Source organism: Paraburkholderia sp. BR10923 (genome assembly GCF_040948765.1).
Classification (GTDB): Bacteria; Pseudomonadota; Gammaproteobacteria; order Burkholderiales; family Burkholderiaceae; genus Paraburkholderia; species Paraburkholderia youngii.
The window spans coordinates 63,307-77,817 of sequence record NZ_JBFPKO010000017.1 but is presented as its reverse complement, the minus strand read 5'-3'; the positions used below and the strand labels follow the sequence as shown (position 1 = coordinate 77,817).

Genomic DNA, 14,511 nt, shown 5'->3' with positions numbered 1-14,511 from the left:
AATAGATGCAACCAGAGGCATCACGAGGCAGACCATGAACTTCGATCGATGGACCCGCCGCGTCGCGTTGCTGTTCGTCGCGCTGAGCGTGCTGTTGTCCGGCTGCACGACCTACGTGACGACACAGGTCACGGCGTTCTCCGACTGGACCGGCAGCGACGCAACCCGCACCTATGCGTTCACGCGCCACGAGGATCAGAAGAACAATCTCGAACTGAGCGCCTACGAGCGGATCGTCGCAAACGAGCTCGCCGTGCACGCGTTCCGCGAAGTCCCTCGCGACGAAGCGCGCTATCTGGTGGAACTCGCCTATGGCATCCGCTCGGATGTCGTGACCGTCGCGCAGCCGGTCTACTACAACCCGTGGCCCGGCCCTTACTGGGGCCGGCCGTTCGATCCGTGGGGTCCGTGGGGGCCGTTCCCGGCGACATACGTGAACCAGAGCTACCCGGTATTCACGCATCTGCTCGGCATCCGGATTACCGAGCGTGCGAGCGGCCGGGAGGTCTACAACGTGACGGCGCGCAATTTCGGCGAGGAGTCGTCGCTGGTTCGGGCGATGCCTTATCTGGCGCGTAGCGCGCTGGCGGACTTCCCGCTGGCCAACGGCGCCGTGCACACCGTGAAGATCCCGCTCGGCGGCGGCGCGGCTGCGAACGAAGTGTCTCTGCCAGCGGCGACGCCGCCCGCGGGTTCGGCGTCGGCGCCGAAGGCCGCGCAGTAGCTTAGACCCCGACCCCGAACAAGGCCATCGCGCCCAGCACGACGAACATCACCGCGGCGATGCCGTGCACGAGCTTCGTCGGCAGACGATGCGCGAAGCGGTCACCGAGCAGGATCGCCGGGACGTTCGCGATCATCATGCCGAGCGTCGTGCCGGCCACCACGCCGAAGAAATCGTGAAAGCGCGCGGCGAGGGCGACCGTCGCGATCTGCGTCTTGTCGCCCATCTCGGCGAGGAAGAACGTGACGACCGTGGTGCCGAACACGCCGAAGTGCGTGCGGTTCGTGTTGGCTTCCTCGTCTTCGAGCTTGTCGGGCACCAGAATCCACAGCCCCATGCCGACGAACGACGCCGCCAGCGCCCAGCGCATGACGGTCGGCGTCAGCATCGAACCGAGCCACGCGCCGAGCGCGCCGGCGCCCGCGTGATTGATCAGCGTTGCCGCGAACACGCCGAGAATGATCGGCATGGGCTTGCGATAGCGCGCGGCCAGCACGAGCGACAGCAGTTGCGTCTTGTCGCCGATTTCGGCGAGCGCGACCGCGCCGGTCGAAATGAGAAAAGCTTGAGTCACGTTGAATGGATTCCTCGGGCCGAAGATGAACGAGCGACGACCCACGACACGCCGGGCCCTGTTGCGGCGCGTGTGGATCATCGGTCTCGCCAGGCCAAAGGCTGCGACTGCCATGGCCGTGCTGGCCAAGTGTGTTGACAGGCGCCCCCGCGAGCCACACGTGCGACGCACCGGCGAAGCGGTGCGGACGTGCCGCGGGGCGGCTACTCCCCAATGAGGGGCGGAGTATAACAGGCGCCGCAGCATCGCTGTGACGAATGTTGTTCGCGTGCGGACGACGACCCTGCGGAGGTGTTTTCGCTCTACGACGTATTCCGCGAAAGACCAATGAAAGGTTTTTTGGTGGATTCTGTCGGCGTTGGCACGCCAGCGTCGACGCGCGAAACGGCCTTGCGGTGCGTCTCCGCAGCCGGCTTTGTCAAATCGTCTAACAATGTGTTGCGCCTCAGGCGCGGATACAGATGGATACGTCTTTCCTCGACGATTTGCTTCAAAATATCCGGTACTATTCGGCCACAAAAGGAGCCCGAGCCGCCATCCACCACACCGATTGTCAGGGGCGCCTGACAAGTCAGGCCGATCGCCGGTGCTGCATTCCCATGCCAGCTGACCGGTCGATCCCGGCTGGAACCTCCCGATCCGCGCGGCGCCGCTCGCTGTGACGGCTGTGTATTCCGTCAGGCGCTTGAGCCCCTTTCCCGTTTCTACGCGCGAACACCATATGCCCGATCTGCACTGGACCATTCCGGTCGGTCGCTGGTCTAGCTGGCCGGCTACCTCGTCTGCTGCACCCGATGTCGGCTTTATCGAGCCGATCGTGCGGCGGCGTCTCAGCACGCTGTCCAAGGTCGCGCTCAAGGTCGCGCACGACTGCGTCGCGCAGGAACCCGCGCGCGTGGTGTTCGCGTCGCGGCACGGGGAATTGCGGCGTACCACCGACATCCTGCGCAGCATCAGCGCGGGCGAACCGGTGTCGCCGACCGCCTTCAGCCTGTCGGTGCTGAACGCGATGACCGGCGTGTTCGGGATCGCGCGCGGCGACCGTTCGGCCGCGAGCGCGGTATCGGCTGGTGCGCAAACGCTCGGCTATGCGCTGCTCGAAGCGTACGCGCAATTCGCGACACAACCGGACGTGCCGGTGCTGCTCGTCTATGCCGACGAACCGGCCGATCTCGCGTACGGCACGATCGAAGACGAAGTGCACGGCGGAGCGATTGCGGTGTTGCTCGACAAGGATGCGTCGGCAGGGCGCGTTGTTTGCTCCCTGACCCGCGCCGACGAGGAGGCGGCCGGGCAACCCGGCGAGCCGCGAACCCCACTGAGCGGCGCCGCGAGCTTTCCGACCCAGAGTCAGGCGCTGCTGCACTGCCTCGAAACCGGCCAGCCCGCGCGCTGGCAGCGCGCCGGCGCGCTGTGGCACTGGAGGTGGGATGAGCGCGCGGCTTGATTACGCGTGGCGTTTTTGCGCGACCGGCCTCGCCTTCGTCGCGTTCGGCGTGTGCGGCGTGCTGTTTTCGGTGCTCGTGTTTCCGCTCGCGTGGCTGTGGCCGCATCGCGCGTCGCGGCAGCGTGCGGTGAGCGTCCTGATCCATCGGTTCTTTCGCGCGCTCGTCGCGGTGCTGCGCCGCCTCGGCGTGATGGAACTCGAAGTATCCGGTGCCGAGGCGTTGCGCGCGGGCGGACCGGCGATCGTCGTCGCGAATCACCCGACTTACCTCGACGTGATGGTCCTGCTGTCGCTGGCGCCGCGCGCATGCTGTGTCGTCAAGCACGCGCACTGGCACAACCCGTGTTTCTGGGGCATCGTGCGCGCGGCCGAATACGTGAGCAACGCGGACGCGATCGCGCTCGTCGAGGCGGGAGCCATGCAGCTCGCGGCCGGCTACACGATGATCATTTTTCCGGAGGGCACGCGCAGCCCCGCGCCCAACCGGCTGCACGCTTTTTCGCGCGGTTTCGCGCACATGGCGCTGAAGGCCGGCGCGCCGATCGTGCCGGTGTTGATGGATTGCGATCCGCCTGCGTTCACGCGGCAGATGCGCTGGTACCACGTGCCGGCGCGCGCTTTCCGGATGCGCGTGAACGTGCTCGCGCCGCTTGGCGTCGCCGAACTGGCCGCGCACGACACCACCCCGGCCATTGCGGCGCGCAGCGTGACGAATGCCGTAGAAGCCCACATTACCCAGCACCTGTTCGATTATGGATTCTTTAAAACTGGAAATTAAAAAGCTTCTGATCGAAGCCCTCGATCTCGAAGACCTGAGCCCCGCCGATATCGACGACGACGCCCCGTTGTTCGGTTCCGACGGCATCGGTCTCGATTCGATCGACGCGCTCGAAATCGGCATCGTGCTGCGCAAACAATACCAACTGACCATCGCGGCGAACGACGAACGTACCCGCGAGCACTTCCGCTCGATCAACACGCTCGCCGCGTTGGTCGCGAGTCAGCGCGAAGCGGCGCACGCTGCGAACGAAACCGCAAGGAAGGGGATTGAATCGTGACCGAGACCGAGATTCTCGAGCGCATCCGCGCGATCTTTCAGGAAAACTTCGCGATCGAGCCGCAGCGCGTGACGCAGGACGCTCATCTGTTCGAAGACCTCGATCTCGACAGCATCGACGCGGTCGATCTCGCGATCAAGCTGCAGGAGATGACCGGCCGCCGCATCAAGCCGGAGAACTTCAAATCCGTGCGCACGGTCGGCGACGTGATCGGAGCGGTCGAATCGCTGCTCGCGGCGCAAGGCTGATGCGGGCCGCGCACCCGCGCATGCAGATGTCGGAGCCACCGCACGCCGCAAGCGGGTCCGGCGCGCGGCCTCGCTGGAGCAGGACCGTCGTGCTGGTGCTGCTGAAACTCGCTTACCCCGTGCTGATCCTGTGTGCCTGGCGCTGGGATGCGCCGCGCCTCGTCGGCGGCATGCTGCTCGTGACCTTGTGGCTGCAGCGCTGGGCCGGCGGCGGTCCGGTCGCGATACCGCTGCGGCAGCTTTCCAGACTCGACTGGAGCGTGGTGGCGATGCTGAGCTGCGCGTCGGCGACGATCGTCGTCACCGATAGCGAACTGCTGCTGCGCTTCTATCCATTGCTCGTCAATCTCGGTTTGCTGATCGCGTTCGGCGCGACGCTCGTGCGCGGGCCGTCGATGATCGAAAAATTCGCGCGCCTCGGCAGTCCCGATCTGCCGCCGGGCGCGGTGCGCTATACGCGGCGCGTGACCCAGGTGTGGTGCGCGTTCTTCGTGCTGAACGGCGCGTTTTCCGCCTATACCGCCCTCTATTGGAGCCGCGCGGCCTGGTCGCTGTACAACGGCGCGATCGCTTATGGACTGATCGGCCTGCTGCTGGCGGGCGAATACGTGTGGCGACGCCTGTTCGTGCTGCCGCGCGCCGCGCGCGCGGATTCGGAGTCGGCCTGATGATCGCGTTGCATGACCTGTTGTCGGCCGATGCCGCGCTCGCGACGCCCGCCGCACCGGTGTGCCGCGACGGCGCCGTGCTGCTCGATCGCGCGGCGTTCCGCGCGCGCGTCGCGGGCTTGATCGAACTCGTGCAAACGCACGATGCGCGGCGCTGCGCGCTTTGTATCGACGATCCGTTCGAGTTCGCCTGCGCGTTGTTCGCGCTGTTCGCGTGCGGCAAGGAGCCGGTGATTCCTGCCAATGCAACGCCGGGCTATCTCGCCGATCTCGCGGATGCGTACGACTTTCTGCTGACGGACGCGGATCTGCCGCCGTTCGTCGCAGCGACGCATGTCGTCACGGCCAACACCGCGCAGCCGATCGACCCCCGCGCACCGCTGACGCTCTACACATCCGGCAGCACCGGCGCACCGAAGCCGATCCGCAAGACGCTCGCGCAATTCAACGCCGAAGTGCACACGCTCGAACAGCAGTGGGGCGCATTGCTCGGCGACGCGACGATGCTCTCGAGCGTGCCGCATCACCACATCTACGGTCTGCTGTTTCGTGTGTTGTGGCCGCTCGCGGCGGGCCGCGCGTTCGATCGCGCAATCGGCATGGAGCCGCTGCAACTACAGGCGCGTATCGCGCAATGCGGCGCGACGGCGGTCGTCTCGACGCCCGCGCAGCTTTCGCGCTGGCCCGCGTTGCCGGGCTTCGGCGCGCTCGCACCCGCGCCGCGCGCGTTCTTTTCGTCGGGTGGCCCGCTCGCGACCGACGCCGCGCAGGCCTATGCGGTGAGCTATGGCGCGGCGCCGCTCGAAATCTACGGCAGTACGGAAACCGGCGGGATCGCGTGGCGGCGTCAGGATCAGGGCGACGCGTGGCAGCCGGTCGCCGGCGCCGAGGTGCGCCGCGACGACGATGGAGCGCTGTGCGTGCGCTCGCCGCATCTCGACCACGACGGCTGGCATCGCACGGGCGATCGGATCGCGTTCGATGCCGACGGGCGCTTCCATTTGCAAGGGCGCCTCGACCGCGTGCTGAAGCTCGGCGGCAAGCGCGTGTCGCTGCCGGAGCTCGAGGCGCGTCTCGCGCTGCATCCGTATGTCGCGCAGGCGGCGCTGGTGCCGCTCGAAGGCGCGACGCGAGAGCGGGTCGGCGCAGTGGTCGCGCTGACCGAAGCGGGCGGCGCGACATTGCGTAACGAAGGCCGCGTCGCGCTCGCGAAAACGCTGCGCCGACATCTGGCCGATTACTTCGATGCGGTCGTGCTGCCGCGTCACTGGCGTTTTCGCGTGGGTCTGCCATTCGACGCGCGCGGCAAGCTGCCCGCAAGCGCGGTCGCGGCCGCGTTCGCGCCGCTCGCCGAGGGCATGGAAGTGCTGGCCGAAACGCGCGTCGGCAACACGCTGCACTTTGTGCTGCGTGTGCCGCTGTCGCTTCAGCATTTCGCCGGCCACTTTCCGGGCCTGCCGATTCTGCCGGGCGTCGTGCAGGTCGACTGGGCGGCGCGGCTCGCGGCCGGGCATTGGCCGCGGGTGCGCGCGGTGGCGTCGGTCGATCGCCTGAAGTTCATGGCGCCGGTGGCGCCCGGTGCGGTGCTCGAGCTCACGCTCGCCTACGATGCCGCGCGCCGGCGCATGCAGTTCGCGTACCGGCTCGATGGACGCGAATGCGCGTCGGGCGTGCTCGTGCATCGGGAGGACGCGTGATGAAGTTCGCGCCCTGCATCGTCATCCCGATCTACAACCACAAGGACGCGATCGGCGCGACCGTCGCCAATCTCGCGGTGCACGGCTTGCCGATCTTCGTCGTCGATGACGGCAGCGACGAGCCGACCCAGCAGGTACTCGCCGCGCTCGCGCTGCAATGCGCGCAGCAGATGACGCTGCTGCGTCTGCCCGAAAACGGCGGCAAGGGCGCGGCGGTGATGGCGGGTCTGCGCGCGGCGCGCGCCGCGGGCTACACGCATGCGCTGCAGATCGACGCCGACGGCCAGCACGACGCGACCGACGTGCCGCGCTTCATCGATGCCGCGCGCGCCGAACCCGGCGCGGTGATTCTCGGCCGTCCCGTGTACGACGACAGCGTGCCGAAGGCACGCCTGTACGGCCGCTATCTGACTCACGTGTGGGTGTGGATCGAGACGCTGTCGCTGACGATCCGCGATTCGATGTGCGGCTTTCGTCTGTATCCGCTCGCGCTCGCGTGCGAGCTGATCGACGGCGTGCGGCTGCCGACGCGCATGGACTTCGACATCGAGATCCTCGTGCGACTGCACTGGCGGCGCGCCGCGTTCCGCTCGATCCCGACCCGCGTGACCTACGCGGCCGACGGCGTGTCGCATTTCGACGTGCTGTGGGACAACGTGCGCATCAGCCGCAGCCATACGCGGCTCGTGTTCGGCATGCTGATGCGTCTGCCGATGCTGCTCGCGCACAAGCTGATGCCACGCCGCGGCGCGCTTGCCGACACAGCGGACGACTGTGCCGACGAACCCCGGCCCGAAGCCTGGTGGCGTATCGCCGAACGCGGCAGCCGGCTCGGCATGAGCCTGCTCGCGCTGAGCTGCAAGCTGTTCGGCCGCCGCCTTACCGCGCTGTGGCTGCATCCGGTCGTCGCGTACTTTCTGGTGACGGGCCGCGCCGCGCGCGCCGCGTCGGGCAACTACTTCGCGCATCTGAACGCGGTCGCGCCGTCGGCGGAGATGCCGCGCCCGGGGTGGCTGTCCGCGTATCGCCATATGCTCGCGTTCGCGCAATCTGGCTTCGACAAGCTCGCCGCATGGACCGGCCGCGTCGACGACACAGACGTGACGTTCGACGATCCCGCGGCATTCGAAGCCTTGATCGCGAGCGGCAAGGGCGCGCTCGTGATCGGCGCGCATCTCGGCAATCTGGAGATGATGCGCGCGCTCGCGATCCGCGGCGCTCACGCGAAGGTCACGGCGGTCGTCTACACCGAGCACGCGCGCCGCTTCAACGACGTGCTGGCGGCGTCGAATCGCGAGTTCGCGCGGCATTTGCTCGAAGTCGGCGACTTCGGTCCCGAGACCGCGGTGTTGATGCAGCAGCGCATCGATGCGGGCGAACTGCTGGTGATCGTCGGCGACCGGGTGCCGGCGCGTGAGGCGGGGCGCACCACCGACGCGCAATTTCTCGGCGCGAGCGCGCCGTTCGCGCAAGGGCCCTACGTGCTCGCGCATGCGCTCGGCTGTCCGGTCTATCTGTTCTTCTGCCTGAAGGAACGCGACGGCTATCGCATGTACTTCGAGCCGTTCGCCGAGCGAATCGAGCTGCCGCGCCGCGATCGCGCGCGGCATCTGGCCGCGTGGGCGCAACGCTATGCGCTGCGCCTCGAACACTATTGCCGCAAGGCCCCATATCAATGGTTCAACTTCTTCGATTTCTGGGCCAGCTCCGAGGGAGGCGCGAATGGCCGATCATGATCTGAACGATGTGCGACCCGCGCGCGTTGTTGCGAATGCCGCTTCCGCCGCCGGCTGCACGCCGATCGTCGTCGGTGCGCGCCGACTGACGATCGAAGAGGTCGTCGCGATTGCGCGGCAGCGGGCGTGCGTCGCGCTGAGCGACGATGCCGTATGGCGTGCGCGCATCGAGCGCGGCGCGGCGTTCCTGCGCCGCCAGTTGGCCGCCGGCGCGACCGTGTACGGCGTCAACACCGGTTATGGCGACGCCTGCGTGGTCGACGTGCCGACGGCGCTCGTCGAGGCATTGCCGCTGCAACTGACGCGTTATCACGGCTGCGGCATGGGCGCGTATCTCGACGATGCGCAAACCCTCGCCGTGATCGCCGCGCGTCTGAATTCCCTCGCGTATGGTTTTTCGGGCGTGCGCACGGTGCTGCTCGAACGCCTCGCGGCGTTGATCAATCATCGCGTGTTGCCGCGCATCCCGTCCGAGGGCTCGGTCGGCGCGAGCGGCGATCTGACGCCGCTGTCATACGTGGCGGCGGCGCTCGCGGGCGAGCGCGACGTGCAGTACGCCGGCGCGTTGCGCGCGGCGCGCGACGTGTGGATCGAGCTTGGTGTCGAGCCGCTGACGCTCGCGCCGAAAGAGGGCCTCGCGCTGATGAACGGCACCGCCGTGATGACGGGTCTCGCGTGTCTCGCGGTGGCGCGCGCGGAGCACTTGACGCGGCTGGCCGCGCGTTTGACCGCGCTGGCGACCGTCGCGCTCGACGGCCGCGCCGCGCACTTCGACTCGGCGCTGTTCGACGTGAAGCCGCACGCGGGCCAGGCCGAAGCGGCCGCGTGGATTCGCGCCGATCTGGCCGGCCGCGCCGACACGCCCGGGCATCGTCTGCAGGACCGCTATTCGATTCGCTGCGCGCCGCATGTGATCGGCGTCGCGCGCGATGCGCTGGGCTGGGTGCGCCGCGACGTCGAAAACGAGCTGAACAGCGCGAACGACAATCCGCTCATCGATCCCGACAACGAACGCATCTTGCACGGCGGCAACTTCTACGGCGGCCATATCGCGTTCGCGATGGATGCGCTGAAGGTCGCCGTCGCGAATCTGGCGGATCTGATGGACCGGCAGCTCGCGCTGCTGGTCGATATCAACTTCAACAATGGCCTGCCGCGCAATCTGTCGGGCGCGGCGCCCGCACGCTCGGCGATCAATCACGGGTTCAAGGCCGTGCAGATTTCGTCGTCCGCCTGGACCGCCGAGGCGCTGAAGAACACGATGCCCGCGAGCGTGTTTTCGCGCTCGACCGAAGCGCACAATCAGGACAAGGTCAGCATGGGCACGATCGCCGCGCGCGACTGCCTGCGCGTGCTCGAATTGACAGAGCAGGTCGCCGCCGCGCACACGCTCGCGACGGTGCAGGCCGTGCATTTGCGCTTGCGCATCGATAGCGCGACGCCGGTGCCCGCGCCGCTGCGCGCATTCATCGACGAGGTGGGCGCGCATTCGCCCTTCGTCGACGAGGACCGTGCGCTCGAAGGCGAGCTGCGCGCGCTCACCGCGCGCATTGCCGCGTGCGAACTGCTGGACATGATCGACGATCAGGAAGGAGTCAAGCTATGAGCGTGCCCGCGAAAACGCAGCACGTGCTCGCCGCGAGTGCGACCGTCGAAGTGCCGTTTCACGACGTCGACGCGATGAACGTGTGCTGGCACGGCAATTATCTGAAGTACTTCGAGCTGGGCCGCGCGGCGCTGTTGCGCGCGTTCGACTACGACTATCGCCAGATGCGGGCGTCCGGCTATCTGTGGCCGATCGTCGAGGCGCATCTGAAGTACGTGCGGGCCGCCGTGTACGGACAGAAGCTCGAAGTGCGCGCGCAACTGCTCGAATACGAAAACCGCCTGAAAATAGGCTATGAAATCGTCGATTGCGCATCCGGTGCGCGGCTCACGAAGGGCTATACGATCCAGGTTGCCGTCGATGCCGCCACCGAGGAATTGCAGTTCGTGTCGCCGCAGGTCGTATTCGACAAGCTGGAGCGCGTATGGGGACGATGAACCGAGGTGCGTCCGTGTTGCGGATCGCGGGCGTGATCGGCACGATCGGCGCGACGTGCGTGCCTGGATGGGTGGCACCAGCGCATGCGGCAACGGCTAACACTGCGCCCGCCAACGCCGCGCTCGTCTCGCAGATCGCCGCGCATCTCGCGCAGCCCAAGGGCGTGCGCTCGCAATTCACGCAGACGCAGACGCTCGCCGCGATGAAGCAGCCGCTCGTCAGCAACGGCACGTTGCTGTTCTTGCGCGAGCGCGGCGTGATCTGGCAAATCGACACGCCGTACAAGGCCACCTACGTGATCACCGATGCGGGCGTCGTGCAGGTCGACGCCAGCGGCCGCCGCGTAAGCACACATAGCGCGCAGGGCACGCGAGGCGTCGCACAGGTGTCGAAGATGATGCGCGCGATGCTCGGCGGCGATCTGTCGGCGCTGTACTCGCAGTTCGACGTGAGTGCCGAAGGCAGCGCCGCGCAATGGCGCATGCGCCTCACGCCGAATCAACCGCAGCTCGCGCAATCGATCAAGGGCCTCGACATGAGCGGCGGCGCTTATCTGCAAAGCCTGCGCATCACGCTCGCTAACGGCGACGTGACGAAGCTCGAGTTCGCGAACAGCACGGCCGTCGCCGAGCCGACGCCGGACGAGCGCAGCCTGTTCGGAGCGCCGTGATGGAGATACCGCAGCAGCGAGCCGCGAAACGCGCATGGGGCGTGCGCGCGGCATGGCTCGCGCTCGCGCTGCTGGCGGCGCTGTATTGCGGCTGGCGCTTCACCGGACCGTCACCGCTCGAAACCAATCTGCTCACGCTCTTGCCCGCAACCGAAGCGGACCCGGTCGCCGAAAAGGCGGTCGACACGCTCGCGAGCGCGCTCGGCGATCGCACCGTGCTGCTCGTCACGAGCCGCGACGATGCGCACGCGAAAGCGGCCGCGAAGCAGCTGGGCGCGTCGTTGCGAAAGAGCGGCGCATTCGCGTCGGTGACGGCCGAACTGCCGCCGTTCGACCTGTCGCAGATCTCGGCGCTGTATCTGCCGTACCGCTTCGGCCTGCTCGCGCCGGCCGATCGCAGCGCGCTCGCGAGCGCCAGCGCGACGACGTTGCACGACATGCTCGCGCAGCGCATCTACAGCCCGCTGCAAGGCGGCCTCAGCACGCAACTCGCCGACGATCCGTTCGGCTGGCTCGAACGCTGGCTCGGCGATCTGCCGCTCGCGGCCACGAATCTCGCGGTCGAGGACAACCTGCTGGTGTCGCATGGTCACGACGCGCAGGGCGATAAGACCAGCGTGCTGATCGTCGCGACGCTGCCTGGCTCCGCTTATGAAACGAAGACGCAGCGCGCGGTACACGCGGCGCTCGCCGACGCCGAAAACAGGTTGCGTCAGGCGTTCCCCGATGTATCGGTCGCGCGCACCGGCGCCGTGTTCTACGCCGAGGCTGCGCGCAGCGCTGCCGAACGCGAGGTGCACGTGATCGGCATCGCATCGCTATGTGGCATCGCTCTGCTGATGATGTGGGTGTTCCGCTCGCCGCGTCTGTTGCTGCTCGGCTTCGTTTCGACCGCGCTCGGCATTGTCTGCGCGCTGGCGGCGACGCTGCTGATCTTCGGCAAGCTGCATTTGTTGACGCTTGTGTTCGGCGCGAGCCTGATCGGCGAGGCCGTCGATTATTCGATCCAGTACTTCGTCGTCTATCTCGGCGCGGGCCGCGACTGGGACGCGCGGCAGGGCGCGCGCAGCGTGCGACCCGCGCTGAGCGTGGCGCTGGCGACGAGCCTGCTCGGCTACGCGATCCTGATGTGGGTGCCGTTCCCCGCGTTGAAGCAGATCGCGTGCTTCGCAATGGTGGGCATCACGACCGCGTTCGCGTCGGTGCTGTGGCTGCTGCCCGCGCTGCTCACGCGCGCGCCGAAGCACAGCCCGCGACACCTGTTCGCGAGCGCGGCGCGGCTGCTCGCGCGCTGGCGGCATGCGCTCGGCGGCAAGCGCGCGTGGCTGGTCGCCGCGCTGCTGCTGATCGCGTCGGTGCCCGGCTGGCTGCGGCTGAGCAGCGACGACGACATCCATCTGCTGATCCAGCGCGATGCGTCGCTGGCCGCGCAGGAAGACACGGTGCGCGCAGCGGTCGGCGTCGATAACAGCGCGCAGTTTTTCGTCGTGCGCGGCGCGAGCGAGGAAGCGGTGCTGCAACGCGCCGAAGCGCTCGGCGCGAAGCTCGATGCGCTGAACGGCAGCGCGGATAGCGTCGGCGGCTATCAGTCGGTCGCGCACTTCGTGCCGTCCGCGCAACGTCAGAGCGAAGATCGCGCGCTGCTTGCACAGCATGTGTTCGGCGACTCCGCCGCGTTGCGCGCGACGCTGCTGCAAGCGGGCTTCAAGGACGAAGTCGCCGAGGCGTGGCTCGCCGGCTTCGCCCGGCCGTCCGCGCCGCTGACCGTCGAGCGCTGGCTCGCGGCGCCTTGGTCGCAGCCGTACCGGCATTTGTGGCTCGGCGCGGTGGGATCGAACGACGCGAATCGGGCGCATGAAACAAGCTATGCGGCCGTCGTGATTCCGCAAGGCGTGACGCCGCGCAACGAACCCGCGCTGATCGCGCTCGCGCGCGGCCTGCCCGGCGTCGTGTTCGTCGACAAGGCCGCGAGCGTGTCGAAGCTGTTCGGTGCGTATCGCGTGGATAGCGGCTGGTGGCTGGGCGGCGCGCTCGTGCTCGTGTGCGTGCTGCTGATGGTGCGTTACGGGGCGCGCGGCGGTATCGCCACGACCTTGCCCGTGCTGTTCGCGGTCGGCGTCGCACTGGCGGTGTTCGGCTACGCGGGCGTGCCGCTCAATCTGTTCAACTGGCTCGCGCTGATGCTGGTGCTCGGCGTCGGCGCAAACTATGCGGTGTTCCTGCGCGAAGGCTGCGCCCGCGCGGACGCGGATCTCGGCGCGGTGTGGACCGGCGTGCTGCTGTCGGCGGCGACCACGTTGTTGTCGTTCGGCATGCTCGGCCTCAGTGCGATGCCCGCGCTCAGGAGTTTCGGCACCACGCTCGCGCTCGGCATCGCGGTTGCCGTGTTGCTCGCGCCTATCGGCATGCCATCGGCGAAGTCATCCGGCAAGTCATCAGAATCACGGAGAGCGGCATGAAAGCGCCAACAGTTTATTTGCACGCGCTCGGCATGATCAACGCGCTCGGTGGCGACGTCGGCCAGATCGTGCCGGCGCTCGCCGCCGCGAATTCGCCCGGCATGGGCAACGTGCATACCGGCATCGGCGACGCGTTCGTCGGCAGCGTGCTGACGCCGCTCGAACTCGCGCCGCGCGCCGATCTCGCGCGCTACGACTGCCGCAACAACCGGCTGCTGCTCGCGGCATTGGCGCAGATCGCGCCCGCGATCGAAGCCGCGCGCGAGCGCTATGGGCCGGAGCGGATCGGCGTCGTGCTCGGCACCAGCACGTCGGGCATCGAAGCGGCCGAAACCGCGTTCGTCTATCACGCCCGAGCCGGCGAGCTGCCGCAGAGCTTCAACTACCGGCAGATGGAAATCGGCACCGCCGCGCCATTCGCGGCCGCCGCGCTCGGCGTGCACGGGCCGGCGTTTACGATTTCGACCGCGTGCACGTCGAGCGCGAAGGCGTTCGCATCGGCGCGTCGGCTGCTGCAATTGCGGCTGTGCGATGCGGTCGTCGTCGGTGGCGTCGATTCGCTCTGCGAATTGACGGTGCAGGGCTTTGCGTCGCTCGAATCGACCAGCGGCACGCGCACCAATCCGAGGAGCCGCAATCGCCGCGGCATCAACGGCGGCGCGGGCGCGGCCGTGTTCCTGTTGAGCCGCGCCGAAGCGGCGGTGCGGCTCGCCGGCGTCGGCGAGTCGAGCGACGCGCATCATATTTCGGCGCCGGACCCGCAGGGCGTCGGCGGCGAACTCGCGCTTCGCGACGCGCTCGCGGACGCGGGCATCGCGGCGTCGGCGGTCGGCTATGTGAATCTGCACGCGACCGCCACGCAGAAGAACGACGAAATGGAAGCGCATCTGATGGCGCGCGTGTTCCCCGCTGGCGTCGCCGCGAGCGGCACCAAGCCGCTGACCGGCCATCAGCTCGGCGCGGCCGGCGCGACCGAACTCGGCTTCGTGTGGCTCACGCTCGCGCACGAGAACGCGACGCTGCCGCCGCATCTGTGGGACGGCGAAGCCGATCCCGCGCTGCCCGCGCTCGACCTCGTCGCCGGCGCGCGCCATTTGCCGCGCGGCACGGGCACGCAGTACGCGATGAGCAATTCGTTCGCGTTCGGCGGCAGCAATGTCAGCCTGATCCTCGCCCGGTAAAGCGC

At 67.9% G+C, this 14,511-nt stretch carries 14 protein-coding genes and 1 riboswitch; of the genes, 13 read left to right on the top strand and 1 reads right to left on the bottom strand.

Annotation, left to right across the window (positions count from 1 at the left end):
* Positions 1 to 34 precede the first annotated feature (34 nt).
* On the top strand, positions 35 to 724 hold the full coding sequence (locus AB3X94_RS27135; protein ID WP_176105335.1) for a DUF4136 domain-containing protein: 690 nt from the start codon (positions 35 to 37) through the stop codon (positions 722 to 724).
* Position 725: 1 nt separating this feature from the next.
* Here the strand turns inward: AB3X94_RS27135 and AB3X94_RS27130 are convergent, their stop codons facing one another.
* The gene (locus AB3X94_RS27130; protein ID WP_176124388.1) at positions 726 to 1,298 is read right to left on the bottom strand and encodes a TMEM165/GDT1 family protein; all 573 of its coding nucleotides are present in this window, start codon (positions 1,296 to 1,298) and stop codon (positions 726 to 728) included.
* Positions 1,299 to 1,309: 11 nt separating this feature from the next.
* Positions 1,310 to 1,522: riboswitch (yybP-ykoY riboswitch) on the bottom strand.
* Positions 1,523 to 2,019: 497 nt separating this feature from the next.
* Between AB3X94_RS27130 and AB3X94_RS27125 the strand changes: the two genes are divergently transcribed.
* Genes AB3X94_RS27125 through AB3X94_RS27070 form a run of 12 tightly spaced genes read left to right on the top strand, consistent with a single transcriptional unit; the run spans position 2,020 to position 14,506 of the window.
* Positions 2,020 to 2,745, top strand: coding sequence for a beta-ketoacyl synthase chain length factor (locus AB3X94_RS27125; protein WP_176105337.1), 726 nt, complete (start codon positions 2,020 to 2,022; stop codon positions 2,743 to 2,745).
* On the top strand, positions 2,729 to 3,523 hold the full coding sequence (locus AB3X94_RS27120; RefSeq protein WP_368613201.1) for a 1-acyl-sn-glycerol-3-phosphate acyltransferase: 795 nt from the start codon (positions 2,729 to 2,731) through the stop codon (positions 3,521 to 3,523). The genes AB3X94_RS27125 and AB3X94_RS27120 overlap by 17 nt, the downstream gene beginning before the upstream one ends.
* Complete coding sequence (locus AB3X94_RS27115) at positions 3,498 to 3,803, top strand: phosphopantetheine-binding protein (protein WP_176105339.1); 306 nt, start codon at positions 3,498 to 3,500, stop codon at positions 3,801 to 3,803. Before AB3X94_RS27120 ends, AB3X94_RS27115 begins: the two co-directional genes overlap by 26 nt.
* A complete protein-coding gene (locus AB3X94_RS27110; protein ID WP_368613200.1) occupies positions 3,800 to 4,051 on the top strand; it encodes an acyl carrier protein in 252 nt (83 codons plus the stop codon). The genes AB3X94_RS27115 and AB3X94_RS27110 overlap by 4 nt, the downstream gene beginning before the upstream one ends.
* 20 nt (positions 4,052 to 4,071) lie before the next feature.
* A complete protein-coding gene (locus AB3X94_RS27105) occupies positions 4,072 to 4,719 on the top strand; it encodes a hypothetical protein (protein ID WP_246392105.1) in 648 nt (215 codons plus the stop codon).
* Positions 4,719 to 6,416, top strand: a complete 1,698-nt coding sequence (locus tag AB3X94_RS27100; protein WP_368613199.1) for an AMP-binding protein — start codon at positions 4,719 to 4,721, stop codon at positions 6,414 to 6,416. Before AB3X94_RS27105 ends, AB3X94_RS27100 begins: the two co-directional genes overlap by 1 nt.
* A complete protein-coding gene (locus tag AB3X94_RS27095; protein ID WP_368613198.1) occupies positions 6,416 to 8,152 on the top strand; it encodes a glycosyltransferase in 1,737 nt (578 codons plus the stop codon). The genes AB3X94_RS27100 and AB3X94_RS27095 overlap by 1 nt, the downstream gene beginning before the upstream one ends.
* Positions 8,139 to 9,758: a histidine ammonia-lyase gene (gene hutH, locus AB3X94_RS27090; RefSeq protein ID WP_368613197.1), complete on the top strand. Its 1,620-nt coding sequence runs from the start codon at positions 8,139 to 8,141 to the stop codon at positions 9,756 to 9,758. Before AB3X94_RS27095 ends, hutH begins: the two co-directional genes overlap by 14 nt.
* On the top strand, positions 9,755 to 10,195 hold the full coding sequence (locus tag AB3X94_RS27085; protein ID WP_176105345.1) for a thioesterase family protein: 441 nt from the start codon (positions 9,755 to 9,757) through the stop codon (positions 10,193 to 10,195). The genes hutH and AB3X94_RS27085 overlap by 4 nt, the downstream gene beginning before the upstream one ends.
* Complete coding sequence (locus tag AB3X94_RS27080; protein ID WP_368613196.1) at positions 10,183 to 10,866, top strand: outer membrane lipoprotein carrier protein LolA; 684 nt, start codon at positions 10,183 to 10,185, stop codon at positions 10,864 to 10,866. The genes AB3X94_RS27085 and AB3X94_RS27080 overlap by 13 nt, the downstream gene beginning before the upstream one ends.
* Positions 10,866 to 13,325, top strand: coding sequence for an MMPL family transporter (locus tag AB3X94_RS27075; protein ID WP_368613195.1), 2,460 nt, complete (start codon positions 10,866 to 10,868; stop codon positions 13,323 to 13,325). The genes AB3X94_RS27080 and AB3X94_RS27075 overlap by 1 nt, the downstream gene beginning before the upstream one ends.
* Positions 13,322 to 14,506, top strand: a complete 1,185-nt coding sequence (locus AB3X94_RS27070; RefSeq protein ID WP_368613194.1) for a beta-ketoacyl-[acyl-carrier-protein] synthase family protein — start codon at positions 13,322 to 13,324, stop codon at positions 14,504 to 14,506. Before AB3X94_RS27075 ends, AB3X94_RS27070 begins: the two co-directional genes overlap by 4 nt.
* Positions 14,507 to 14,511 lie beyond the last annotated feature (5 nt).

Excerpts from the sequence above, each read along its gene's own strand:
- AB3X94_RS27135 (WP_176105335.1), top strand. The coding sequence starts at position 35 with ATGAACTTCGATCGATGGACCCGCCGCGTCGCGTTGCTGTTCGTCGCG.
- AB3X94_RS27125 (WP_176105337.1), top strand. The coding sequence starts at position 2,020 with ATGCCCGATCTGCACTGGACCATTCCGGTCGGTCGCTGGTCTAGCTGG.
- AB3X94_RS27120 (WP_368613201.1), top strand. The coding sequence starts at position 2,729 with ATGAGCGCGCGGCTTGATTACGCGTGGCGTTTTTGCGCGACCGGCCTC.
- AB3X94_RS27115 (WP_176105339.1), top strand. The coding sequence starts at position 3,498 with ATGGATTCTTTAAAACTGGAAATTAAAAAGCTTCTGATCGAAGCCCTC.
- AB3X94_RS27105 (WP_246392105.1), top strand. The coding sequence starts at position 4,072 with ATGCAGATGTCGGAGCCACCGCACGCCGCAAGCGGGTCCGGCGCGCGG.
- AB3X94_RS27100 (WP_368613199.1), top strand. The coding sequence starts at position 4,719 with ATGATCGCGTTGCATGACCTGTTGTCGGCCGATGCCGCGCTCGCGACG.
- AB3X94_RS27095 (WP_368613198.1), top strand. The coding sequence starts at position 6,416 with ATGAAGTTCGCGCCCTGCATCGTCATCCCGATCTACAACCACAAGGAC.
- hutH (WP_368613197.1), top strand. The coding sequence starts at position 8,139 with ATGGCCGATCATGATCTGAACGATGTGCGACCCGCGCGCGTTGTTGCG.
- AB3X94_RS27085 (WP_176105345.1), top strand. The coding sequence starts at position 9,755 with ATGAGCGTGCCCGCGAAAACGCAGCACGTGCTCGCCGCGAGTGCGACC.
- AB3X94_RS27080 (WP_368613196.1), top strand. The coding sequence starts at position 10,183 with ATGGGGACGATGAACCGAGGTGCGTCCGTGTTGCGGATCGCGGGCGTG.
- AB3X94_RS27075 (WP_368613195.1), top strand. The coding sequence starts at position 10,866 with ATGGAGATACCGCAGCAGCGAGCCGCGAAACGCGCATGGGGCGTGCGC.
- AB3X94_RS27070 (WP_368613194.1), top strand. The coding sequence starts at position 13,322 with ATGAAAGCGCCAACAGTTTATTTGCACGCGCTCGGCATGATCAACGCG.